This window comes from Rudaea sp. 3F27F6 (assembly GCF_005503555.1).
In the GTDB taxonomy this organism is placed as follows: Bacteria; Pseudomonadota; Gammaproteobacteria; order Xanthomonadales; family Rhodanobacteraceae; genus Rudaea.
Map to the genome: position 1 here is coordinate 14,634 of NZ_SCNG01000010.1, position 25,583 is coordinate 40,216.

Consider the following 25,583-nt stretch of genomic DNA (forward strand, 5'->3'; position numbering starts at 1 on the left):
GTTGCCGCCGGCGGCCAAGCGCCCAGCACCTTAGGGAGTGAGACAGAGCGTTTCGGTATCGCTCGCTTTCAACAGCGGATTGGCGATGCGCCAGATCTGCGCCGGGGACTCGTCGTCGTAGGCGCTGCGGTGGGATTCGAAGTAGATCCAGCGCCCGTCCGGGCTCATCGCCGGCGCGCCGTCCTCTTCTTTCGGATCGGACGTGACCGGCACGACCTGACTGCCGTCTGCCGCAATCAGATAGATCTTCGGTTCGGTATCTCCGGAATCGTCCTCGCACGAGGCCGAACCGCGATAGAGGGCGGACTCGACGATCCATTGTCCGTCCGCCGCCCACGACGCATCGCTGTCGCAATGGTCGATACTCGAATCGAGGCCGGTGATCTGCGCAAGCCCGCTGCCGTCCGGATGCACGGTGAACAGGTGGTAGCCGCCGTCCTTGAGCGGATTCGTGCGCCGCTGAAACAGAATGCGGCTGCCGTCCGGCGACCAGACCGGAAGACGGTTGTCGCCGTCGCTGACGATGCGCTGCACCGCGCCGGTCTGCAGCGAAAGAATCGCGATGGCGCCGAGCGTGCGGTCCGACGATTGCGTCTTGGGAACATCGAGATCGTCCTCGAACGCGACCGCGCTGCCGTCGGGTGCGAAGGTCGGCTCCTGGTACGTATGCCCCGGCATGGCCGCGGCATTGGTCACGCGCTGCAGCGCACTGCCGTCCGGTTTGACGATCCAGATATCGCCGTTGAGCTTTGCGGCGTTCTGCGTGTCGGCAAAAGTCACGCGGTCGACGGCGCCGTTCCAGCTCGCCAGGCCGTTGACATTGGTCGCGCCGTAGCCGTCGTAGATCGCGCTCGCCGTACCGCCTTCGGCCGGCATCTTCCACACTCCGCCGGGGCCGCCGTTGCCGTCATAGCCGCGGCTGTACAGCGTGAACATCAGTGTCGTGCCGTCCGGCGAAAACGCCGGGTTCTGCGCGCTGTTACTGCCGCTCGTCGCGTAGATCAGCTCGGCGCCGTCGCTGCGCGAGTTCGGTGTCGCCGCGAACGCCGATGCGCAGATCAGCGCGAGCGCCAATCCGTTCAAGCAAACTCCTGTATACGCTTTCATCTATCGAATCCTCGTCGGTTGCCGATTCGCGATGCACCGCCGACTTGATTCATCGCGCCGGCTGCGATCGTCCGCATCGAAGCAACGTCACGCGCTGCGCAAAACGGACAAAGCACGCATCCCCCGTTCGGCTACGAACGCGCTGCAGCCGGCGCCTTGAGATGAATAAGGACATTGCTCGCGAACAGCGCGAGCGCGACGACGAGGCAGGTCGCGGAGACGCCGACCACGGGCATCGCCGCGATGTGTCCGCTGACCAGCACGCCGAGGCCGGCAAGGAACGCCGGCAATGCGAGGTTGTGCAGCCAGAAGTGCCAGCGCGCGAGCCGCGTTTCTGCAGCGGCGGGATAGAAGTGATAGATGAGGCCGGCAAGCGCGAGCGAAGCCCAGCCGAGCAAAAGCATATGCGCGTGAACCGGGGCGAGGACGAAGTTCTCGTTCATGCCCATGATCAGGCCGAGCAGCGCGCCGGCGAAAAGATAGACGACGGCGAGTTTGAGGAAGCGCAATCCCATTTCGATCTCCATGACGAATTCGATTTGCCTGCCGCGGCCGTGGCCCAAAGCCCGAATCGAGCCGGCAAGCGGCAACGAATACGCCGCAACGCGGAATTTGCGGACATCGAAGCAGCTTTGTCCTGCCGGGACGCGATCTGTCGTATTGCACCTCGCGATGGTGCGAGTTGGTCTTTCTGCGCGCAGTCGTCGCCCTATTTCATTCGCACTTGAGGATTTCAGATGCTCGATTTCGGGACCGGCCGCACCCTCGGCCTGCTGGCGCGCACCGCGCCATTTATCGTGCTGCGCGTTGCGGTCTACGTCGGCATTACGATCGCCTACGCGCTCGCCATCGGTGCGGGCGCGGGCATCGGCTTTCTATTCGGCAAGGTCGGCGGCAATGGCGACAGCGGTGCCGGTATCGGCGGCCTGATCGGCTTCGTCATTGCGTGCGGCATTCTCTACTGGGCGCGCGAGTATCTTCTTTATCTGGTCGAGGCCGGCCACGTCGCCGTGCTCGTGCAAATGATCGACGGCAAACCGATGCCCGAACATCAAGGGCAGATCGCGTTCGGGCGCGAAGCGGTCAAACGCCATTTCGCCAGCTCGTCCGTGCTGTTCGGTCTCAATCAATCCGTGCGCGGCACGCTGAGCGCGTTCAACGGTTTCACCCTGAGCATCGCCTCGTGGCTGCCGATTCCGGGTCTGGAAACTCTGGTCAAGCTGATCGACAAGATCATCGCCACGTCGCTGAGCCATCTCGATCAGGTGATCCTCGCCCAGATCCTGCGCAAGGACTCGGCGGATGCCTGGGCGACCGCGTGCGACAGCGTCGTGCTCTATGCGCAGAACTACAAAGGCGTGTTGAAGAACGCCGCCTTCCTGACCTTCGTCATCTGGGGCCTGACCTTGGCGATCTTTCTGCTCGTCGCCGCGCCGATTGCCGCGCTCGTCGGCGTGTTTCATCTGCACGCGGGACTATGGACATTCGCGCTCGCGTTGATCGCCGCCTGGAGCTTGAAAGCGGCGGTGATCGACCCCTTCGCCACCGTCGCGCTGCTGCAGATGTACGACAAGCTCACCGCGGGACAGACTCCCGATGCGGCCTGGGTCGCGCGGCTCGAATCGATCTCGGACAAGTTCCGCGGCCTCGTGCGCGAAGCGCGCAATGCGACGGCGGGTGCTCCGCCGCCTGCACAAACAACGAGCATGGCGCGGTGACGGCGCCGGGTTGCGGCGGGAGCGTCAGCTTCCTGCCGCGGCCATCTCGGTTTTGAGCTTCTGCAATTGCGGCAGAAAATACTTTCCCGCATCGCCCGCTTCGCTCAGGTTCTTCTCGGCGCGCTCGGCGAGCGAGTTCGCCTCCGCTTTCCTGCCCTGCAGAAAACGCAGGCGCGCCTGCAGGATCAGACAGTTGCCGTAGACCGGATTGTGCTCGCCGTACTGGGCCAGCGCGCCGTTCAAAGCAAACTGCACCAGCGGCTCGGCAGACTTGGTGTCGCCGAGCGACAAGTGCGCTTCGGCCGCGTTCTGGTACACCGACAAGGTCTCGTGGCTATGATCGCCGGTAAAGCGCTGGGCCATCGACAAGGCATCGTCGAACAACGGCACCGCATCGCGCGGCCGGCCCTCGCGCACGAGCACCTTGGCCAGATTGTTCTCGAACATCGCCAGTGCCGCCGACGGGCCGAACGACTGCTTGCGCAGATCGATGGCCTGGCGCAGCAGCGCTTCCGCGCGCGGCAAGTCGTTGCGATGGACGGCGTTCGCAGCAATGTTGTTCAACAGCGTCATGCCTTCTTCGGTTTTGTCGCGGCCGAGCGCCTGCAGGTCGTTCCACGCCCGAGTCAGCATTTGATCCGCCTCCTCAAGCTGATTGTTCTGCATCAGATTCAGGCCGAGGTCGCCGGCGATCGTCATCGTGTCTTCGGCGACTTCGCCGTTCACCGCCACCGACTCGGTCAGGGCCGCGCGCAGAATGCGGATCGCCTCGGCGAAATTTCCGCGCATGCTCTGCACCTGCGACTGGATGATGCGGCTATGGACCAATTGCGCGCGATAGCGATCGGGGGAGCGATTGAGAAAATCGATTGCCTGATCGAGCAGCCGCTGCGCCGCGTCGACATTGCCGCGATGCAATTCCGCGGCGGCGAGATCGAGCTGGATGTGCGCGCGCGCTTCTGGATCGGCGGCGGATTCCGGCGAGTCGAGAAAGCGCGACAACATCGGCGCGGCGCCCTCGAAATCGTGCAGGGTCAGATACAGATCGCCGAGCACTTTGAGCACACGCGCCTTCTCCGCCGGCTTGTCGGCAAAACGCTTCGCCAACTGCTCCGCGCTCGCATCGAGCATTTCCTTCGCGCTGATCGAGCGCCCTCCGGCCTGCGCGGCCGCGCTGCCGAACATCAAATCCAGGTAATCGACCACGCTTTGTGCGCGCGCCGCCTCGGCGAGCGCGCGATCGCGCTCGAGCTCCGCCTGGCGCGCCGTCGCGCGCGCTTGCTGCGCCTGCCAGAGCGTGCCCGCGAGCCCGGCAAGCAAGGCGGCGAACACGGCCGCCGCGGCGCCGGCCCAGAGGCGGTTGCGACGCAGGAAGCGGCGCACCAGGTAGCCGCGCGCATCGCCGCGCGCGAGCACGGGCTGATGGGCCAGATAGGCTTGCACGTCGTGCCAGAGTTCCGCCGCCGAGGCATAGCGCGATTCGGGTTCCGGCCGCAGCGCCTTGGCGACGACCGCGTCGAGATCGCCACGCAGCAGCTTCGCCGATATCGGCGCATCGGCATTGTCGGCCGCGGCTTCGCTGAGCGGCTTCGGCGCGGTGTGCAGCAGACGCTGCAGCGCGGCCGGCAGCGGCAGCTCACGCAGATTCCACGGCGCGCGGCCGGACAGCATATGGAACAGCAGCACGCCGAGCGCGTACACGTCGGTCGCGGTCGTCGGCGCCTTGCCTTCCAACTGTTCCGGCGCGGCGTAGTCGGGCGTCATCAGCGACAGCGTCGGCTGGCCCTCCGCCGTCGCATTTGCACCGAGCAGTTTGGCGATACCGAAATCGAGCAGCTTCACGCTGCCGTCGGCGGCGACCAGGATGTTGCTCGGCTTCAGATCGCGATGCACGACGAGGTGCCTGTGCGCGAACGCCACCGCTGCGCAAACCTGGCCGAACAGGGCCAGGCGCTGCTCCAGCGCGAGCCGGTGCCGCGCGCAGTAGCTCAGGATGTCCTCGCCCTCGACGAGTTCCATGACCATGTACGGCAGGCCGGCATCGGTCAGACCGCCGTCGATCAGCCGCGCGATGCCGGGATGTTCCAGATTGGCCAGAATCTGCCGCTCGTTGTGGAAGCGCCGTCCGTCGAATGCCGTTTCGCGCTGCGCCAGCTTGAACGCGACCGGCTTCTCGAAATGACCGTCGGCACGCTGGGCGCGATACACCTCGCCCATGCCGCCGCGCGCGATCAGCGCATCGATCCGGTATTTGTCGATCACGCTGCCCGCGGCGAGGCTGTCCGCGCTCGCCTGCACGCGCGGTGCGGGCGTGTGTTCGAGAAAGGCTGCGCTCTTGCGCGTCGCCGCGAGCAGCTTGCGCAGTTCGCCGCGTGTGGTCTCGTCGCAGTCGAGCTGGCCGAGGCGCCGGTCGCGTTCGGCGTCCGGCAGGTTCAGCAACTCGTCCCACAATTCGCTGATGCGCTGCCACGCCGCTTGTTCAACCGAACTCATGTCGTTTCCTCCACGATCTGCGGGCCGTGCAACCATTCGGGCTTTCGGCACGTCCGGGCTCCCGCGGCCCCGAGACTCTACACGCTCGCCCTGTTTGCGTGCAGACCGGACTTGATTGCGCCGTGCGGCGCGAGACGAGCTCGCGCGACCGCCATGCCGTGGGGTAGTATTCGCCGGCCCTGGCGTGTCTTGCCGGGACAGCCGCTTCTCTGCGCAGCAGCAGTCCGCCGCTACTTGGGCTCGGATTACGTCAAAGCGGAAGAAAAGCGGACACGGATCTTGCGCAGCACGAATGCGGCGCGCGGCGACACGCCGATGCGACGCAGGCAAATCGGCAAGAACGTGAGTGCGGTGCGTAACGCCAAAGGGGGAGTCGGTTCGGGAGAACCGCGCGGCGATTCCGATGTTCGGAATATCGCCGGAACCTCAGCAGCGGACAATGCGGACATGAGCACTGCGCAAAACGATTTGAACCACTCCGATGCCCTCGTCGAACTTCTCTACACCGACCTGCGCCGCATCGCCCGCGCCGAACGCCGGCGCGCATCGTCGCCGGCGACTTTGCAGACCACCGCGCTGATCCACGAGGCGTATCTGAAACTGCGCGGCGGCGGCGAGTGGAGCAACCGCCAGCACTTTATGCGTGCGGCCGCTCAGGCCATGCGCCAGGTTCTGGTCGATGCCGCGCGCGCGCGGCTGCGCGACAAGCGCGGCGGCGGCGTGGCCGCGCTGCCGCTCGACGACATCGATGCCGCGAGCGACACGCCCGACGAACTGGTGCTGCAGATCAACGATGCGCTGGAAAAGCTCGGCCAGCTCGACGAGCGCATGGCCCAGGTCGTCGAATGCCGCTTCTTCGCCGGCTACGACGAAGAGGAAACCGCGCAGGCCCTCGACGTGACCAGCCGCACCGTGCGCCGCGACTGGGTCAAGGCCAAGGCGTGGCTCTACAGCAAATTGAATCCCGAGTAGTTTCCGCGGTCTCGGTCCGCAGCGTCGGATCTAAACGGGGGAAAGCACGAATGAGAACATTGGCTGCGACAGTCGTCCTCAGTTGCCTGTTGGCGGGATGTGCCGGTGTCACGCCGCGTTCGTCGCAGCAATTCGTCGCCACCGAGGCGGATTTTGCCGACATCGCCGCGGCCTCGCTCAAGTTCGTCGAGCGCACCGCCCCGGTCGCGACGATCGTGTTGCCGAGCGATGCCGATCCGCGCGTTCGCGCTGCGTTGAAGCGGCTGCGGCCCACCATCGCGGCCGATAAGATTCCGCCTTCGCAGACGTACAAATTGCCCGCAGGCTATTTCGCCCTACAGTCCTTCACGATCGATACCGACGGCGTGGCCCGGTTTGAAGGCCGGCTCGGCCCGGTGCGCAAGGTGCCCGAGCCGCCTGCCGACGACGATTGCGGAACCCAGTTCTCGATTCCGTTCGTGCTCGAAGGCGACGGCTGGGCAAGCCATACCCTGATGAAATCGGTCTGCTGGCCCAAGCGCGTATGGTGGCCCGTGGACGAAACGCAGCCCACGCAGGCACGGTAGCGAAGCGGTTCTGGAACTATTCGTTTACCATCGAGTCTGTCGATAGAATTTTCAGGGAGACTTCGCATGAAACTGCTTCGCCGCCTGTTGTCCGAAATCGCCGCGAACAAATCCCTGCTGCTGTTCCTCGGCCTCATGCTGTGTTTCCGCTCGGCGCTGGCCGACTGGATGTACGTGCCGACCGGCTCGATGAATCCGACCATCGTCGAAGGTGACCGCATCCTCGTCGACAAGGCGGCCTACGGCCTGCGCGTTCCGTTCACCAATGTGCGCCTGACCAGCGGCGGCGATCCGCAGCGCGGCGACATCGCGATCTTCCCTTCACCGAAAGACGGCATGACCCTGGTCAAGCGCGTCGTCGGCCTGCCGGGCGACACCATAGCCATGCGCGGCGAGCGGCTTTTGATCAACGGCGAGCCGCTGAACTATGCCGCAACCCAGGACGATGCCGACGGCGAACTGCCGATCGCGACGCGCGGCGAAACGCGCGAATACTTCACCGAAAATCTCGGCAGCGCGGCGCACTCGATCATGCTGCTGCCGCGGCGCGGCGCGATGCGCACGTTCGGGCCGGTGACGGTGCCGCAGGGGCAATACTTCATGATGGGCGACAGCCGCGACAACAGCGAGGACTCGCGCTATTTCGGCTTCGTGCCGCGCAACACGATCGTCGGGCGCGCCTACCGCGTCGCCTATTCGCTCGACGCGGACCGCTGGTACAAGCCGCGCGGCGACCGCTTCTTCAGTCCGCTCAACTAAGCTCTTCTTCCCTTCTCCCATCGGGAGAAGGTGCCCGCAGGGCGGATGAGGGAAAAGCCTCTCCGCCAGCCGCGCTTGCAGCCCGCGCGCAAGGCTCTTCGCTTTTTCCGCGTTACCCTCGACTTCTTTCAACAAAAGAAGCAAACCCGAAATCTTAAACCAGCTTCGGCAATCTCCCGCGCACACTGTCCGCATCGTGCGGACCCGCTTCGGCGATAAGCTCGCGCGCCGGATCGACCTGTCCCCAGACGTTCCACAAAAGCACGCCGCGTACGCGTCCGTCGTCGAGATAGTAGACGACGCCTTCGCGATACGGCTCGGTCCACTGCTCGACGATTTCGAAACGGTCGTCGAGCAGACCGACGGCCTCGTAGCCCAGATCGAATAGATCGGAATAGAAGAACGGCAGCGTCGTATAGTCCTCGTGCGCGCCGGCCATCACGCGGCCGGCGTGATGGCCCATGCTGATCGCCGCGTTTTCGTGCTCGACGCGCAGGCGCATGCCGAGCGGCACGCACGGAAAATTCGCTACGTCGCCCGCGGCAAAAATATCGGGATCGTTCGTGCGTAGCTGCGCATCGACGACGATGCCGTTGTCGACGGCGAGCCCGGCCGCTGCCGCAAGTTCGCCATTCGGCGTAACGCCGAGTCCGGCGACGACCGCGTCGTAGCGCGCGCTCGTGCCGTCTGACAGCGCGACTTCGGCACCGTCGGCGACACTTCTACCGTCGACCACGCGTACGCCGGGGCACAGCACCACGCCGCGTTGGCGATAGTAGCCGTCAACAAAGGTGGACAGACTGCGCGGATAGCGCCCGGCGCCGATGCCTGCACCAGGAAACAGCATCGTCACCTTGCAGCCCTGGCTCGCGAGCGAGGCGGCAAGCTCGCTACCGATAAAGCCCGCGCCGACCACCGCGATCGCGGCGCCCGCGACGGCGTAACGGCGCAACGCAAGATAATCGTCGAGCGTACGGAAGTGAATCACGCGTTCGCCGTCGAACGGCAGGCGTCGCGGCGCGGCGCCCGTGGCGAGCAGAAGACGTTGGTAACGATATACGTCGCCCTGATCGTCGATCGCCTGATGTGCGATGCGATCGAGCGAAACGATGCGGCGGCCGAGATGCAGGGTGGCGCCGCTCTTCGCCGTACCGAGGTCGACCGATTCGGCCGGCTTGTCGCCCTTCCACAATGCCTTCGACAACGGCGGACGTTCGTACGGTGCGTGCGTCTCCTCGCCGACGATGCCGATGCGTGCCGTGGCATCGGCATCGCGTATCGCCTTCGCCGCCGCGTCGGCGGTCATGCCCGCGCCGATGATCAGATGGTCGTAGTCGTGCTGCATACCGCGTCTCCACACTGATGTCATCGACAGGATACACCGCGGTCGCCGCGCGAAGTCCGTCATCGATGCAGCGGCACGAGACGCGGTGGCTGCAATTCCGCCAAGTCAAAGTGACGTTTTTGTAATCCGCCGACGCGCGCGGACCGCGGGCCGCAAGAACGAAGTCGGCTATGCTTCGCTGCTTATTCCGATCTTCGCAGCGCATGTCTTTCTTCCGTGATTTTTCCGTCTCCGCCGTCGCCGCCGGATTCGTCGCCGTGCTCGTCGGCTTCACCAGTTCCGCGGTGATCGTGTTCGAGGCCGCACGCGCCGTCGGCGCATCGGAAGCGGAAATCGCCTCGTGGATGTGGGCGCTCGGCCTCGGCATGGCCGCAACCTGCATCGGCCTGTCGCTGCGCTACCGCGCGCCGATCGTCACCGCCTGGTCCACGCCGGGCGCGGCGATGCTGATCACCGGCGCAGCCGGCCTGCCGCTCGCCGACGCGGTCGGCGCCTTCGTCATCAGTGCGGCCTTGATCGCGATCGTCGGCTTCTCCGGCTGGTTTGCGCGCCTGGTCGAGCGCGTGCCGATGGCGCTCGCCGCGGGCATGCTGGCCGGCATTCTGCTGCGTTTCGGCCTCGATCTCTTCGTCGCGATGCAGGCGCAACTGGGCCTCGTGCTGCCGATGTTCGCCGCGTGGCTGCTCGCGCGACGCTGGCTGCCGCGCTACGCGGTGATCGTCGCGCTCGGCATCGGCATGGCGATCGCGTTCACTCAAGGCACGCTGCGTCTCGGCGAAGTCCAGTTCGCTCTGGCGACGCCGGTGTTCACGATGCCGCATTTCGGTCTTGCGACGGCGATCGGCGTCGCCGTTCCCCTGTTCATCGTAACCATGGCTTCGCAGAACGTGCCCGGTGCGGCGATCCTGCGCGCGCACGGCTATGCCGACGTGCCCGTGTCGCCGCTGGTCGGCTGGACCGGCGCGGCCACGCTCGTGCTCGCGCCGTTCGGCGCGTTCGCGCTGTCGCTCGCTGCGATTACCGCAGCGATCTGCATGGGCCGCGAAGCGCATGAAGACCCGAAGCGGCGCTATGTCGCCGCAGTGTCGGCAGGATTTTTCTACCTGCTCGTCGGCCTGTTCGGCGCGACCGTGACCCAGGTCTTCACTGCGTTTCCGAAAGAGCTGGTGCTCGCGCTGGCCGGCATCGCCTTGATCGGCACGATCGGCAATGGACTTGCCTCGGCATTGGCGAAAGAAACGGATCGCGAGGCTGCGCTGGTCACCTTCCTCGTCACCGCTTCGGGCCTGCACCTCGCCGGGATCGGCTCGGCTTTCTGGGGTCTCGTTGCGGGCGCGGTCACGTTGTTCGCATTGCGCTTTCGCGCCTGAGCCTACGCGAGCGTCGCGGATCGAGACCGCGCTCGTCCATGTCGATAGCGAAACCGCTCGCCTGCGAAGCGCAGACAGCGAGCGGTTTCTTGAAAAGCCGGCAGCGGTCTACAGCGGGACCGCTACCGGCGCAGCGGTCAGACGACGGTGACCTTGACGTCGACGTTGCCGCGAATCGCGTTCGAGTACGGGCAGACCTCGTTGTGCGCGCGCTCGACCAGACGCTCGGCGACGGCGCGGTCGACGCCCGGCATCGAGATCTTCAGTTCGACGGCGATGCCGAAGCCTTTCGGGATCGGGCCGATGCTGACCGCGCTTTCGATCGTCGTGTCGGCCGGTATCTGCACCTTCTCCTGACCCGCGACGAACTTCACCGCGCCGATAAAGCACGCGGAATAACCGACGGCGAACAACTGCTCGGGATTGACGCCCTCGCCCGTGCCACCCATTTCTTTCGGTGGCTTGAGCACGACGTCGATGCGGCCGTCGGACGAACGGCCGCGGCCGTCGCGGCCGCCCGTGGCGGTGGCGTGCGCGGTATAGACTACTTTTTCCAGCTGGGTGGTCATGGGCTTTGCTCCATGGTGGACGAAGGGGTTGTGAAACAACATAGCGACGTCTGGCGAGCGTTCAACCGCCTGTTTTCCTTCTCTGTTGGGAGAAGGCGGTGCGGCAGCGCCGGATAAGGGAAAAGCATCGCCGCTGCGTAACGACATCAGAACCGCAAGGCCATTCCCTCATCAGCCCCTGCGGGGCACCTTCTCCCAGAGGAAGAAGGAAGAGCTACTGCACCACGTCGACGCGCAGCCGGCGCGAATCGGCCCGGCCGCGGTCGTCGACCGCTCGCAGAGTGTACTCGCCGGGCGCGGCGGGCTGCCAGAACATCGCTTCGCCCGGTTTGACCGCGCCGACGAAATCTTCGTCGACGAACCAGTAGATCTCGCGCGCACTCGCATCGACCGTGGCATTGAACGCGATGCGCTCCTCGCCTTCGCGGCTCGCGCGGCGCGTATACGTTGCGCCGCGTATGGGCGAGGTGATCTGCGGCGCCTGGCCGTCGTCGGCCGCGGCCGTGCAGTCGGGAATCGCAGGCGGCTTGCGCCGCGGAATGCCGGCCTGGCGAAACACCGCGGCGAGATCGGTCGGCCAGAACTCGAACACTTCGGTGCGCGTGTGCTGCGGATCATACGGCGGGCACGCCGCCTGCCCCGTCGCCGTATCGACCACCACGGGCCGATGCACACTGCTGACGCGGATCGGCGACTTGCCCGGGATAAACCAGGTCATGCCGCGCTGCGGGCACCACGCGTTCGGCAAATCGCCGCTGGCCAGACAGATTTCGACGCGCTTCAAATTCTTCGGCATCGCGCGCGGCGGCTCGCGCATCTGCGCATCGCGCGCGCGCAGCGCGTCGACGACATGGAAGAACAACGGCGCGGCCGTCTCCACGCCGACGAAGGCCGGATTGCCGCTGCCGTCGAAATTGCCGACCCAGACGACGAGCACGTAAGGGCCGACGATGCCGGCCGTCCACGCATCGCGGAAACCCCACGAGGTGCCGGTTTTCCAATAGACGGGCAGCGAACTCGGCTGTGAAATCAGCGTGTCGTCGGGACGCGGATTCTGCCGCAGCATGTCGAGCACCATGAAACTCGCCTCGTCGCTGAGCATGCGTGCGCCCGGCGCGCGCGGCTCGTCCGCACGCCGCCGCAGCGACTGCAACGAGCCGCGGTTGGCGAGCATCGCGTAGAGTTTGGCGAGTTCTTCCATCGTCACCTCGCCGCCGCCGAGCACGAGGGCGAGCCCGTAGAACTCTGCATTGGCCATGCGGCTGATGCCGGCATCCTTGAGGAACTGGTAGAAATCGGGATTCTTCAATTTCGAGGCGACATAGACCGCCGGAATATTGCGGCTGCGCACGAGCGCCTCGGTCGCGGTCACCGGGCCGAGAAAACGTCCGTCGAAATTCTCCGGCGCGAACGGACCGAATGCGGTCGGCACGTCGCGCAACACGGTCTGCGGATGCAGCACGCCCTGATCGAAGCCGAGGCCGTAGATAAAGGGCTTCAAGGCCGAGCCCGGCGAACGCTTGGCGAGCGCGCCGTTGACCTGTCCCGCAATCGCCTTCTCGAAATAATCGGCCGAGCCGACCAGCGCCTTGATGCCGAGATCGCGCGTATCGACGAGCATGGCGACCGCGTTGCGCACGCCGCGATCAGCAAGGTGTTCGACGTGATTCTTCACCTGGCGTTCGAGCACGCGCTGCAGGTCGAGATCGAGCGTGGTATTGAGCACGGGCGCGGTCGAGCCGTTGAGCCGCGCATCGGCAAGCACCTCTTCGACGAAGTGCGGCGCGGCGAATGGCAGATTCGAGGGCGCGCGCAGGCGCAGCGGCAACTGCATCAGCGGCGCCGAGGCCTGGTCTTCGGGATGCTTGGCGAGCCAACGTTTGAACAGGCGCGCACGGGCGACAAACAGACGTGCATTGATGACATCGGTGCTGATTTGCGCACTTTCTCTTTGCTCGCCATTCCGGCTTTCGCCGGAATGACGAATGCTCTCAACCTCGCTCGTCGCCTTGCCTTCCGATCTTCGATTCGGCTCCTGCGGAATCACCGCAAGCGTCAGCGCTTCGGGCAGCGACAGATTCGTAACCGGCTTGTCGAAATAGATCAGGCTCGCCGCGCCGGCGCCTTCGATGTTGCGCCCGTACGGCGCATAGTTGAGATAGGCCTCGAGGATCGCGTCCTTGGAATAGCAGAGTTCCAGCTCGACCGCGCGCAGCACCTGGCGGAACTTACCACCCGGCGTGCGCGTGTTGAGCCGATACAAGAGCCGCGCAAGCTGCATCGTCACCGTCGATCCGCCCTGCCGGTTGCCGCCGCCGACATACGTGACCCAGGCGCCGCGCGTGAGGCTGAACGGATTGAAGCCGGGATGCCAGCGGAACCATGCGTCCTCGTGCAGCAGCACACCCTGCACGAGCGCCGGCGGCATCTGCGCGAGCGGCACCCATTGCCGGTAGCGGTCGTCGCTGGCCAGGGTCAAGCGCAGCAGGCGCCCGCGGTCGTCGTAGACCGCCGTCGAACTCGGTGCGAACTGCGACAACGGCGGATGCGGCCAGAGGCGAATGATGACCAGCGCGATGACGAGCAGCAGCGCGGCCATCAGCCAGTTCTGCCAGCGGCGAACAAAACTCGCGGTTCGCACAAACACAAACCATCTCACGGCTATTGCGAGCTGGAGCCGACTTTATTCTCGCGATCGTCCGGTGATCGCGACACGCTATTCTCGCGGCGCCAATCACCGCTCTCATGAAGTAGCAGCCTGCCACCCTTGCGGATCGCTAGCCAGCTCTCGCCCTGCAGAATGATTGAATAAGTAACGTCGCTATTCCTGAATACATAACCCTGAAAATGGCAAGGAGTAACGCCATCTGCACATATCGAGTGGAGTTGTTTGCCGCGAAGCCGGATCGACTTCCCGGTCTTTCGATTGACCCCGAAGTATTCAACCCTGTCACAACCAATTACTTCTTCTTCGCAATGCTCCGTAATTCTGATGTCGAAGCTCTTGGTAGTGAAAATCAGTTCATCTTCCGCCCAACTCAAACCGCAGAGAAATTGGCTGGCCAACACGAAAGGAAAGTACGTCCACCAACGCGCCGATCGCAGTCGTGTTCGCATCACTTTTTCGTTACCTCGATCTTCGTACCCAGCGACCTCGCCTGCACCGTGCGGTCGTACATCGACTCGCCGTACGCGGGCGGAACGACGAAGGTGCCCGCATTGGTCGCGCGAATGCGGTAGATGAACTCGGAGACGCTGCGCGTGGCCGTACCGTAGATGACCACGCGGTCGTCGCGCACGTCGGCGTAGCTGAGGTTCCAGCTCGATCCCGGCAGGCCGACCGGCGAGCGCCAAACCGGTTGCTGCGCGGGTGCGTTATTCGCGTTGTCGCCGCTCGCATCGTCGCTCGGCGCCGGCGGCGGTTGCTGCACGGCCTCGAAACCGCCGGGCATCAGGTCGACGATCGCCACGTTGCCGATGCTGTCGACTTCGGTCGCGCGGATCTTCAGGTGCACGTCGATCTCCTGGCCGAGCGTGGCCTGGGTGAGCGTCTTGCCGTCGGTGTCGGTGAATTCGCGCACGATCTCCAGACCCTGCTTCAACTCGCTGGTCGGCGGCGTGCGGTCGTAACCGGCCTGGCTGACCGCATACCATGCGTGCAGATCGGCGGCATTGTCGACGCGCAGCGCGGTCGCCGCGGAATCGAAGGCGGCGCGGACGAGGATGCCCGCATTCGCATCGAGCGGCTTGGCCGTGCCGTCCTTGAGGATCGCACTGAGGCTCAGCTTGCCTTCGCCTGCCTGCGCGCCGTAGGCGTCGAGGGCAAGGATGGTTTGCGCCGACGACAACGTGTTGTACCAGCCGCGCTGGATCGGCCGCACGAGATTCGCCAAAGCCTGCTGCGGCAGCGCGCGTATGCGTTCCGGGAAATGCTTGGCCAGCAGATACAAGGTCGCCGAGTCGCGGAACAGCGAGTCGTACCAGCGCTCGAAGCGGTAGGCGTTCTCGATCGTCGCGCGGCTCAGTCCGGTCTGCAGCGGCGCGATCAGGCGGTCGGCCTCCTTGTCCTGCTTGAGCAGCTTGAGCGACGCGGCGATATAGCCGGCGACGAGATTCTCGTGCCAGTCGTTGCCTTCGAGGAACGCATCGCGCGGCGTATTGCGCGCGGCGCCGGCCGCCGCCGTGCCGTAGCTGTCGTCGAGGCGCTTGGTCACTGCGGCGATGTAGTTGGTCGTCACCGTGCCCTGACGCGTGAGCAGGTAGATCGCGAACGCGCGCTCGCGCAGGCCGGCGAGCGAGCCGTCGCTTTCGTCGGCGGCGAGCTGCGAGAGATAGCGGTTGCCGGCTTCGATCAGGTCGGCCGGGACGCGCTCGCCGCGTTCCTTGGCTTCGATCAGGAACTGCATCGCGTACACCGAGATAAAGCGCTCGGATGCCGGCGTCGAGGTCCACATGCCGAAGCCGCCTTCGCTGTTCTGGCGGGTATGCAGCACGGCATAGAGACCTTGCAGCGAGTCGGCCGCGGACTTGGATTTGTCCTTCGACTTGATCGCGCCGTACTCCGGATGCGCCGCAAACACGAGCGCAGGTACGCCCTTGCTCACGAGCTGCTCGGTGCAATAGTGCTGGAAGTCGTCGAGGTAGGCCGACAAGCCCTGCGCGAGCACGAGCGGCGTGAACGAGGCCGCGATATCGCGCTTGGCGAAGGCGTCGTAGATGTCGCGCAGCGGCTTGATGTCGGCCGAGCCCTTGCCGAGATCGCCGACCATCACGTCGGTGCGATAGGCCGCTGCCGGGCGCACCGAGACTTCGGTGCCGATCTTCGCCGACTTGTCCGCGTAGTGCGCCTGGAAGCTCAGCTTGGCCGGGCCGAGCACGCTCTTCGCGCGCAGCTTGTAGGTCAGCACGCCCTCGCGCATTTCGCCGAGCTTGATTTCCTGCTGGTGAGAGTCGGTCACTGTTTCGAGTCCCGGCGACAGTTCGAGGCCGACGGCGATCGGCACGTCCTTGCCGCCGAGTCCGGTCAAGTTGTTGGCAACGCCGACGCTGACTTCGAATTCGTCGCCCGGCGCGACCATGTTCGGCACGTTCGGCGACAGCACGAAGTCGCCGCGCACCGTCGTCGCGTTCTGGGTGATGCCGATCTTGTCGGCGCGCACGGCCACGGCCATCACGCGCAGCTTGCCGTTGAAGTCGTCCGGCACGGTCCAGGTGAATTCGCGGCTGTCCTTGATGTCGACGATGCCCGACCACCACGCGACCGGCTCCTGGCGCTTCTTCTTGAACGGATTGAGGTGGCGTGCGAGTAGCTCGTCGGCGTCGCCGCCCGGGGCGGCCATCGCGATCAGCTTGGAGAACTCGGGCAGGATCAGATCAAGAATCTGGCTGGTCTTCACGTCGAGCATGCGCTTGCGGAAGAAGAAGTCGAGCGGATCGCCGAGCTTGTAGCGCGCAACCTGGAGGATGCCCTCGTCGACCGCGAACACGGCGATGCGCGCCGACTGGGCGACGTCGACCTTCATGTGCAAGGTATCGCCGGGCTTGACCAGGGTCGGCACGTCGATCTTGGTCACGTCGCGGCGCGCGTCGCGGTTGACCGAGAACGGCACCACGCCGTAGCTCAGCGGCGACATGAAAATCTCGTCCGAGGACGGATCGCGCACGAACTGCACGTTGATGTAGCCGTTGCCCTCGAAGTCCTTCGGCACGGTGATCTTCTGCACCGAGCCCGAGGTCGCCGCCTTGAACCACTGGTGCGCGTAGACCTTGTCGCGTTCGATCGTGATGAGGCCGTTGCCGGCATACGGTGCGCGGATCGCGATCTCGACCTCTTCGCCTGGTGCGTAGTCGTGCTTGCTCAGCGCGAGCTGCAGCTCGGCGTTACGCTCCAGCGAACGAGTCAGATTGGCCTCGCCGGCGACGCTGTAGTCGACGCGGTTGAGTTCTTCGCCCTTGGCGTTCTTGACCACGAGGGCGAAGCTGCCGGGCTTGTCGGTCGGCAAGGCGAAGTCGCTGCCGGCCGCGGCGATCGACAGCGGCGTCTCCGACACGGCGATGTCCTTGCCCTTCGACTCGTACTTGTACACGCCCGAATCCTGCTTGGTCAGGATCGACACGTAGCGGCGCTCGATGATCGCCGCCTTGAGCCCGGCGACCGCGATCTTCTTCGCGCTCGCGTCGATCGCAATCAGATTGACGCTGCGCTTGGCGTCGCGCTGGACGAAGCCGAGATCGCCGTCGGTCTTCGCGCCGACCAGATAGTCGAGCGAGGACACGAGCTGGGCCGCCTGCCCGGCGACGTTGCGACCGCCCTCGGCCTCATAGCCCTTGGCGAAGAAACGCAGCATGTAGGTCGCGTTGGCGTACTTGGACAGGTCGAGCGCGAACTCGGCCTCGCCCTTGTCGTCGGTCGTGCGCTCGCCGAGCGGATCGGAATAGCCTTCCTTCGCGCGCTGCGGATCGAAGAAACGATAGTCGGCATAGCCGCGGAAGCTCGGAATCGACGGCGTCAGGGTCAGCGTCGCTTCGACGCGGCGGTTCTGCGCGGGCGTGCCGAACAGGTTCTGCAGCGAGAACAGCGCCTTCAGCCCGTCGGGCTTTACCCAGCCGTCGGGCGAGGACGCCGACAGGCGCGCCTCGGCCTTCATGCGGTCGGGCAGGAATTCCTTGATCTGCACGCTTCCCGAGCCGATCTGCGCGTCGGCGTGGCCGTCCTTGGAAATATAGACGTTGACGTTCCAGGTGCCGGTCGGTGCGCTCTCTTGCGTGGTGTAGTCGACGCCGAGGAAGCCCGCGGTGTCCACGCGCAGCTTGCGCGTGTCGACGACCGTGCCGCGCGCGTCGGTGATCTCGGCGATAAGCGGAATGCCGTCGAGCGGCTTGCTCCAATCGGCCGCGCGCACGATCACGCCGACATGGAAAGTGTCGCCGGGCCGGTAGATGCCGCGGTCCGAGAACAGGTAGGCCGACAACCGCCCTGCATTCTTCGCGTTGCGTTCACCACCGATGTCGAAGCGCGAGAAGTCGAGCGAGCGGTCGCGCTCGCCGATCGGCAGGAACGACAGGTCGTCGCCCTTGCGCACGACAAACATGGTCGGCGTTTTCTCGCGCTTCATCGCGTCGAGCGGATCGACGTGGACATGCCCGGCCGAATCGGTCGCGCGGCTGATCAGGGTCTGGCCGTTCTTGCCGATGACGTCGACGTTCGCACCTTCGACCGGCATGCCGTGGGCGATCGACTGCACATAGAGATCGTAGCTGCCGTCGAGCGATTTCTTCGTGATCATGCCGAGGTCGGTGACGACGATCAGGCGTGAATCTTCATTCGGCATATCTGCGAAGCCGCCCGCATTGTTCGCGTCGCCCTCGCCCTCATTTTCCGCAGTCGATTCGCTATCAGCTTCAGGCTCGTCCGCATTCGGATCGGGCTCGGCCTTCTTTTCCTCTTTCTGCAGCACGCCGAGCTTGAGCAGGAACACGCCATGCTTCGCATTGGCACCGCTGCCGAAATACTTGCCGAGGTCGACGCCCTCGAAGCGCGCCTTGGCCGGATCGCCTTCGTCGAACGGTACCTTCTGCACGAAGCGCTCGGCGATTTCGTCGGGGCTGAGCCGGCCCAGGTCGGGCTTGGCGTAGGTGCCGTACTGATTGAACGAAACGAGGTGCTGCAACTGGTCCGGCAGCACGCGCGCGACTTCGAGCTGCATGCCGGGCATATTGCGCGCGACCACGGCGACGCGTTTGTCGCCGGACAGGCTCAGCAAGGCGCCCTCGGCCATGAAGCGCAGCATCTTCGGGTATTCGGGCACGAGCACGATCTTGGCGAGACCGCGACCGTCAACGTAGCCGCCGAACGACTTCAAGTTGTTGTGAATGCTGACGTAGAGATATGTGCCCGGATCGGCGCGATATTTGAAGCTCTGCGTTTCCGCATAGTCGCGCTCGGTCGGCACCGCTTCGAGGGCGAGCTTGCGCGAGGATTTGAGCACGTCCTGCTGGCCGACTTCACGCAGGTTCCACGCATAGGGCTGGTCGCCGCGATCGGCTTCCGGCACCTTCGGATTGAATTTCGGCAGCGCCCAGACTTCGATCGCGTGGGCGACGTCGTCGGTCTTCACCGGCTGCGAAGCATTGACCACGAGCACCTGCTCGGGCTCGAACTTGGCGTTGTCGACGAGGGTTGTTTCCACGTCGTTCATCGCCAGGCTGTAGAGGCCCGGCACCGAAATCACACCGTCGAGCGGCTTGGCGATCGCCGGACCGCCGCGTGCTGCGCGCACGTTCGCCGCGACCGAATAGGTCAGCCTCGCGTCGTCGGTGGGAATCGACAGCGGTTCGGAATGGATGAACGCATTGACCTTGCGCTCGTCGTAGGACACGCTGAATTTCTTCGGCGTCGACGACAACTTCGCGCCGGACAAGCTCAGCGCCACCGCCTTCTCGAAACTGGCCGCATCGACCGGATGCGAGAAGCGCACGTGGATCACCACCTTCTTCGCGTTCGCATCCTGCGGATCCTGGTAGAACTCACCCTGGGCGATGCTCGCGACGAACGGCGCGCTCGCGAACTCGAGACGGTTCTTGTCGACCTTGACGTGTTCGGCGAAGGCCAGTTTCGGATCGAGGTCGACGGTGTACTTCTGCCCGACCGGCCAATCGTCCTTCGGCAAGAAATTCAATTCGCGGTCGTTGAGCCAGGTCCAGGTGCCGGCCAGTTCGGGCTGCATCGCGATGCCCGACGTCGGCGACTTGCCGACCAGGGCGATCGGCGCCACCGAACGATTGAAGACCACGTGCAGCGGATGCACGATCAGCTTGCGCGCCTCTTCGTCGTAGCCGGTCAGCAACGGCGCTTGCACGTTGAACGTGGCCGGTATCTCGGCCACCGGCCGCGGCCGGTCGCGCCACGCGCGGTAGCCGAGGCCGCCGCCGACGAGCAGCACGATCAACGCGGCGAGTATGCCGGCGGAGCGCGCCGGGCGCGCCTGCACCGCACCGCCGAGCCGGCCCCAGCCGGCGCCGAGCGCGCGCATCCACGGCGGCGCATCCCAGCCGAGCCGGCCGAAGAAGAACGACAGCACCGCACCGACCAGACGCAACAGCATCAACGGCAGGTTCCAGATGAAATTCAGCAGCCCCATGGTCTTGTCGTCCTTTGCAAGAAATTTCGCGCAAACACTTGTGCGTCCCGAGCGGACGCAAATTGACCCGAAAACGGATCAAACCGAGGTGATTCTACGTGCTACTTCGACCCGGCCATAGCATCGCCGAGGAGAATGGCAAATCGACGCGCGCCGCTGACAAATTCGTGGCGGGAATCAGCCAGGGTCGCGAAGGTTTCGCTGATCTCTTCGCGCGAAAGAGGGTGCGGAAGAGCGAATAAGAGAAAGGCGTCTCAATTTGCCGCACCAACAACGAGCTGCCCTACTCTTCTCTCGCCCGGCATTGCCGCGCCAAGTTCCGCTGCACGAAGAAGCAAACTAAATAGCGGCCAGCGCCTCGCGCAGATCGGCGATCAGCACCTCCGGTTCTTCGAGTCCGATCGACAGGCGCACGAAATTGAGACCGGCCCCGCCGGCCGGCGGCACGAACGGCGCATCGGCCGGATAGACCGCGCAGACCGGAAACTGCAGCGATTCATAACCGCCCCACGATACCGTCATCAGGAAGCGTTGCAGCGTGTTGCAGAAGCGCTCGACGGCGGCGACGTCAGGCGCACGCAATGCGAGCGTGAGCAGGCCGCTCGCGCCGCGCATTTGCGCCTGGCTCAGCGCGAACTGCGGATTGGCCGCGTCGTGCGGATAGTATACTTGTTCCACTTTTTCATGCGCTTGCAGGAAGTCCAGCACGTCGCGCGTCGTGCGCGCGATGCGTTCCATGCGCACCGACAGGGTGCGCAGGCCGCGGATCATCAGCCAGGCATCGTGCGGCGACAGGATCGCACCGCAGACCATATAGGTCTTCTTGAACACCTCGCGGATGATCGCTTCGCTCGCGCATAGAGCGCCGGCGACGACGTCGCTGTGTCCGTTCAAGTACTTCGTCGCGGAGTGCGCGACCATGTCGATGCCGAGCGCGAGCGGCGACTGGTTGAGCGGCGTCGCATAGCTGTTGTCGCAGAGCGTGCGAATACCGTGAGCCTTCGCCAGTCTCGCGACCGCGGCGAGATCCTGCTGCTCGTAGGTCATCGAGTTCGGGCTTTCGAGCACGATCAGCCGGGTCTGCGTCGTGATCGCATCAGCAAAATGCGCCGTGTCGGTGCCGTCGACGAAGCTCGTCGTCACGCCGAAGCGGCCGAGCAGATCGCGCAGCACGGCGCGCGTCCACGAATACGGCCGCGCAACGCAGATGACGTGGTCGCCCGCGGCGACGCTGGCGATCACCGCGGCGGAGATCGCGCCCGCACCGCTGGCGAACATCAGGCAGTCTTCAGCGCCTTCGAGCGCGGCGACTTTCTTACGCAGCACTTCGACGGTCGGATTATTGCCGCGCGTATACGTCGTGCGGCGGAATTCGTCGCGAAAGCCTTCGCGGAACGCATCGACGGTCGGAAACGCGAAGATCGAACTCTGGTAGATCGGCGGCGAAACCGCGCCGCGATGCGCTTGGCGATCTTCGCCGAGATGATTGAGGATGTAGCTCAAATCCATATGCAGGGCATGCCGCAAAAAGACATGCCGAAGGATAAAGCATTGAACGCTGCGCCGGGAAAGCCGGTTCGCCCATTACGCAAACGCTGCGCTTGCCTGCCGCACTGCGGTTCCGCGCAAGCAATCGCTGCGCGCCGCCCCTGGCGATCTATGGCGGCCAAACGGCCAGGCGTGATGCAGACCGCGCTGCATGGCTGCATGCTGCCGCAATCAGAACAACACCGAGCAGAACGAGCATCCACGCGGATACGGCCGGCGCCGGCACCGGCGGCACATTCACTGCGAGCGTGACCTGCGCCGCGGCCTGGACGTAAGCGCCGTTGCCCGAGTAGATCGCCGAGAGGTTGTGCGTGCCGGGCGTCAGCGTCGACAGGCTCAACGCTGCCGTCCCAGCCGCGTCGAGCGCGACTGCACCGATCTGCGTATCGCCGTCGTAGAACGTCACCGTGCCGCTCGGGGCGGATACTGCTTGCGCCTCTGCATTGGCGGCGCGCTTCAGTATGCCCTGGTTCGCCGCGTTCGCTGGCGACGATCCGTCGGGTACGACGAGCGACGCCACCACGCCGCTCTTGGCGACCGCATCGCCGCCACCTGCAGAAGCGCTGACACTCACCGCGGCCGTCAGCGTCACCGTCCGGCCGACTAGTGCGGGATTCGGCGTGGCGACCAGCGTCATGCTCGTGCCGGCCGCGACGACCGTATACACGAACGCGTTGTTCGATCCGGCCGTCGTATCGTCGCCGCGGTAGCTTGCGCGGATCAAGTGAGATCCTGCACCGAGTGCGTCGGTCGTGCAGGTCGCGGTCGCCCAGCCGCTGGCGGAGCTCAGAGCAACGGCCGTGCACAGGCTTGCGCCCAAAGTCTCATCGGTGAAATCGACGCTGCCGGTCGGCAGCGGGTTGCCCGGGGCGGGCGCCACCGTCACGGTGAAGGTGGCGCTGCGGCCGTAGACGCCCGATGCGCTCGACGCCGTCAGTGTGGTCGTGCTCGCCGCCCTGCCGATGCCGATGTCCTGGATCGCCGTCTGCGCCTTGGCGTAGTTGTCGTTGCCGGCCTGGTCGGCGGCAATCGAGCAGGTGCCGACACCGAGCATCGTCACCGTCGTCCCGGCGACCGTGCATACCGACGGGCTCAGCGACGAATAGACGATCGCACTGCCGGAGTTCGGAGCGGCACTCGCGGCCGGTGGATAGATGGAGAAAATGGCGCTTGCGACGAACGGCCGGCTCGACACGCTTTGCGCCGGGAACGTCAAGGTCTGCGCCTGCTTTCCGACGGATAGCGCAGAAACAACCGAGCTGCCGATGAAGTTCGCGTCGCCCGAATAGGTCGCCGTGAGAGTTTTGCTACCTGCGCCGATCGAGGCCAGGGTGCAGCCGTTCGCCGCGGGCAGGTCGTAACGGCACGAAACCTCGCCGTCGCCGATCGTCATCGTTCCGGTCGGCTGCCCCGCACCGGGTGCGACCGGTGCGACTGTTGCGCCGACCGAGATCGGCTGCCCGAACGTGGCCGTTGCCGGTGCCGACAGGGTCACGATCGTCGCCGCCGCATCGACCGCATAGGTGCCCGGTTCGGACATCGAACTGTCGAGATAGGTCGCGACGTTGCCGGCGTACTTGGCCGTAATCGCGTAGACGCCGGCAGCCAGATCGGTGAGCGTCGCCTTCGCGCTGCCATCGGTTCCGGTCGCTGCGCTGCCGAGCAATTTCGATCCGGAGTAGAACTGGACGCTGGCGCCGGCCACGGCCGCACCGGCGTTGTCGGTTACGGTCGCCGACACAACAAACGGCTGGCCGAAAACCGGAATCGTGCCCTGAGCCGCGAGCGTCGTTCGCGTCTGCGCGACGACGGTAACGTCGAGCGACGTCTTGATTGTCGCGTCGCCGCGGCTCGTCGCGGTGATCGTGCGCGGGCCGGCCGAGGCGAAAGTCAGCGCGAAATTCGTACTGCCGTCGCTCTGCGAAATCACGCCGGGCGGCGTGTCTGCGGCCATGCTGCTGCTGACCGCCCAGCGCGTCGCTTCGTCGATCAGGTTCGCGCCGTGATCGTCGACGCTCAGCGCGAACGGCGCATCGGCATTGGCCGGCACGGTCACCGAAATCGCACCGATCGGCAGACGCAAAGAGGTCGGACCGCTCAGCACCGGCACCGGCGCGGCGACGTTTTCCATCGGGATCGCGAGTCTGCCGTTATGACCCACGGCGCTGGCCGACAGCGAATACGAACCCGGCTGCATGTTCGCTGTGGCGACGACGGCGTAGCCTGCCGCGCTGTACCAGGAATAACGCTGTTGCACTTGGTACGGATTCAGCGCATCGAGATCGAATCCGCTGCGATCGAGCGCCGCCGTTGCGCCGGTCGCCGGTGCGGCGACGTGCATCGGAATCGCCAGATAGTCCTGATAAATGCCGTCCAGGTTGCCGCGGTCCTGCATGGCCATCTGGATTCTCATCGCCTCGAACTTCTGCCCCACATGCGCGCGCAGCAGCGGCACGGAACCGCAATGTTGCTGGTCGGAGCTGTACTGAAATTGCACGCACCAAAGCCGCGGCCGCTGGTCGTTCGTGTCGAGATAACCCGTACTCAAACCGCGCGGAAATCCGGTCGCGAGGATAAGCTGCGGCGGATGCTGACTGCCACGCGCTAGGCTGTCGAGCAGCACCGGCTGGACGCGATCCGTGCCGAGCGCGATCGGGTTGTCTGTGGTCACGTAGCTAACCTGCGCGGCCACCTGCGCGTTGTACGCATCGAGAAATTTAGTCAGCGTGGCGAGGCTGATGTCACTGATCAACACCTGGTTTCGCGCGGCCAGATTCGCATCCAGCGACGTGCTCGCGAACGGCGTAGCCGTGGGTACGCTCCAATTGCTCCAGGCGGAATTCGAAGCATCGAACGAGGGCGTTTGGTACAGATCGATGCGCGGCGCGCCGCCGCTCGCATCGGTCACCGCGCCGCTCGCGTAAGTCGACAGCGAGACTTTGGCGTGATCGACATTCAACAACTGGTACAGAAGGATCGGCGCAGCCGGCGGCATATTGGCATTCAACAGCGCATAGGCGCGCTTACCGGCCACGGCATTCAGGCGCAGATCGGGCAAGGTCGATCCGGTCGCAGCGGGCTGATCCTCGCGCACGCTGGTCGCCGTGGTGACGTTGCGCACCGTGCCGATCGAATCCGACACGGTCACGAGCAGGCGCGCGTTATAGGCCAGTGTGGCGCCGCTGCGCTGAGCGTCCTTGCTGACGAAACGAAAGCTGCCGCTACCCGCGGCGCGGAATGCGAGCACGCCCTGATTCGCGCCGTTCTGCACCCAGTTCTTGACTGCCGCGGTCACGTCGACGGCATAGAACCCGGCGTCGGCAATGCTCAACGCCTGGGCGGCGCCCGGGTTGTCCGCATCCACGCCAGGTTGATAGGCAGCGGCACCGCCGTTGCACGGATTCGTCGCTGCCGGCGCCGCGTACTCGCGCGGCCAGCAGTCTACCGCGGGGCTGGCCACGACGATCTGCCCGGGCGTCGTCACCTGCTCGGCGAACAGCACGAGCCGCGCACGCACGATCTTCGCCGCGGTCAGCGCGTAGCCCGAATCCGCAAGCGGATGAAAACAATTCTGCCCGTTTGCATCGCATTGACCCTTGACGCCCGGTGTCGGCGCACCGACGCCGGGCAGCGTCGCCAGAGAAAAGCGCATGTACGCGGTGTGTGCGGCATCGACCGCAAGGCTGTCGTCGTAGGCGCTGATGCCGCTGCCGTCGTAAACGACGTCGGCGACGAGCGGCGCGGTGATCCATTGCGTATTGGTGTAGCCGCAGCAACCCGCCGCGAGCAGGAATACGCCGCCCAGTACGGCCAGCTTCGCCTTGCGCAGAAGATGCGCGGCCGTGCTTGCGCATCCGCGCTGCACTGTCGCCCCGACGCGCGGCAGGCCGGTTCCCACACCGGCCTGCCGCGAAATAGGTGCGGCGGCGCAGGCGAATCCGCGCGTCGCCGGAACAACAAGTGCTCGCACGGCGACCCCTCCCGGCAGATTCCCCC

General features: G+C 65.2%; 15 protein-coding genes. 5 read left to right on the forward strand and 10 right to left on the reverse strand.

Annotated elements, in window-relative coordinates; genetic code table 11:
* Positions 1-30: 30 nt before the first annotated feature.
* Positions 31-1,107, reverse strand: coding sequence for a PD40 domain-containing protein (locus tag FFS30_RS23570; protein WP_137915664.1), 1,077 nt, complete (start codon positions 1,105-1,107; stop codon positions 31-33).
* A 131-nt stretch (positions 1,108-1,238) separates the two neighbouring features.
* Entirely contained in the window at positions 1,239-1,622 is a 384-nt protein-coding gene (locus FFS30_RS23575) for a cytochrome-c oxidase (protein ID WP_137915665.1), read from the reverse strand.
* A 222-nt stretch (positions 1,623-1,844) separates the two neighbouring features.
* On the opposite strand from FFS30_RS23575, the gene FFS30_RS23580 reads away from it, so the two are divergent.
* Positions 1,845-2,825 carry a hypothetical protein gene (locus tag FFS30_RS23580; RefSeq protein ID WP_137915666.1) on the forward strand — a complete coding sequence of 327 codons (981 nt, stop codon included), beginning with the start codon at positions 1,845-1,847 and terminating at the stop codon, positions 2,823-2,825.
* 24 nt (positions 2,826-2,849) lie between these two features.
* Here FFS30_RS23580 and FFS30_RS23585 read toward each other — a convergent pair whose 3' ends face one another.
* Positions 2,850-5,318: a serine/threonine-protein kinase gene (locus FFS30_RS23585; protein ID WP_171014839.1), complete on the reverse strand. Its 2,469-nt coding sequence runs from the start codon at positions 5,316-5,318 to the stop codon at positions 2,850-2,852.
* A 447-nt stretch (positions 5,319-5,765) separates the two neighbouring features.
* Here FFS30_RS23585 and FFS30_RS23595 point away from each other — a divergent pair, with 447 nt between their 5' ends.
* The 3 genes from FFS30_RS23595 (at position 5,766) to lepB (ending at position 7,615) form a co-directional block, all read left to right on the forward strand.
* Positions 5,766-6,290: an ECF-type sigma factor gene (locus FFS30_RS23595; RefSeq protein WP_137915669.1), complete on the forward strand. Its 525-nt coding sequence runs from the start codon at positions 5,766-5,768 to the stop codon at positions 6,288-6,290.
* 50 nt (positions 6,291-6,340) lie between these two features.
* Entirely contained in the window at positions 6,341-6,856 is a 516-nt protein-coding gene (locus FFS30_RS23600) for a hypothetical protein (protein ID WP_137915670.1), read from the forward strand.
* 66 nt (positions 6,857-6,922) lie between these two features.
* Positions 6,923-7,615, forward strand: coding sequence for a signal peptidase I (gene lepB / locus FFS30_RS23605; protein WP_137915671.1), 693 nt, complete (start codon positions 6,923-6,925; stop codon positions 7,613-7,615).
* A gap of 154 nt (positions 7,616-7,769) precedes the next feature.
* Here the strand turns inward: lepB and FFS30_RS23610 are convergent, their stop codons facing one another.
* Positions 7,770-8,960 carry an FAD-dependent oxidoreductase gene (locus FFS30_RS23610; RefSeq protein ID WP_137915672.1) on the reverse strand — a complete coding sequence of 397 codons (1,191 nt, stop codon included), beginning with the start codon at positions 8,958-8,960 and terminating at the stop codon, positions 7,770-7,772.
* 170 nt (positions 8,961-9,130) lie between these two features.
* Here FFS30_RS23610 and FFS30_RS23615 point away from each other — a divergent pair, with 170 nt between their 5' ends.
* Entirely contained in the window at positions 9,131-10,330 is a 1,200-nt protein-coding gene (locus tag FFS30_RS23615; RefSeq protein WP_137915673.1) for a benzoate/H(+) symporter BenE family transporter, read from the forward strand.
* Between the two features lie 137 nt (positions 10,331-10,467).
* Here FFS30_RS23615 and FFS30_RS23620 read toward each other — a convergent pair whose 3' ends face one another.
* From FFS30_RS23620 to FFS30_RS23645, 6 genes are all read right to left on the reverse strand, one after another.
* Positions 10,468-10,899 carry an organic hydroperoxide resistance protein gene (locus FFS30_RS23620; protein WP_137915674.1) on the reverse strand — a complete coding sequence of 144 codons (432 nt, stop codon included), beginning with the start codon at positions 10,897-10,899 and terminating at the stop codon, positions 10,468-10,470.
* A gap of 214 nt (positions 10,900-11,113) precedes the next feature.
* Positions 11,114-13,546 (reverse strand): penicillin-binding protein 1C, encoded by a 2,433-nt coding sequence (gene pbpC, locus FFS30_RS23625; RefSeq protein ID WP_249352604.1) that lies wholly within the window; start codon positions 13,544-13,546, stop codon positions 11,114-11,116.
* Between the two features lie 14 nt (positions 13,547-13,560).
* Positions 13,561-13,968: a hypothetical protein gene (locus FFS30_RS23630; RefSeq protein WP_171014840.1), complete on the reverse strand. Its 408-nt coding sequence runs from the start codon at positions 13,966-13,968 to the stop codon at positions 13,561-13,563.
* A gap of 47 nt (positions 13,969-14,015) precedes the next feature.
* Positions 14,016-20,039 (reverse strand): alpha-2-macroglobulin, encoded by a 6,024-nt coding sequence (locus FFS30_RS23635; RefSeq protein ID WP_137915676.1) that lies wholly within the window; start codon positions 20,037-20,039, stop codon positions 14,016-14,018.
* Positions 20,040-20,378: 339 nt separating this feature from the next.
* Positions 20,379-21,548 carry a PLP-dependent aspartate aminotransferase family protein gene (locus FFS30_RS23640; protein WP_137915677.1) on the reverse strand — a complete coding sequence of 390 codons (1,170 nt, stop codon included), beginning with the start codon at positions 21,546-21,548 and terminating at the stop codon, positions 20,379-20,381.
* A gap of 148 nt (positions 21,549-21,696) precedes the next feature.
* A complete protein-coding gene (locus tag FFS30_RS23645) occupies positions 21,697-25,557 on the reverse strand; it encodes an Ig-like domain-containing protein (protein WP_137915678.1) in 3,861 nt (1,286 codons plus the stop codon).
* Positions 25,558-25,583: the final 26 nt, after the last annotated feature.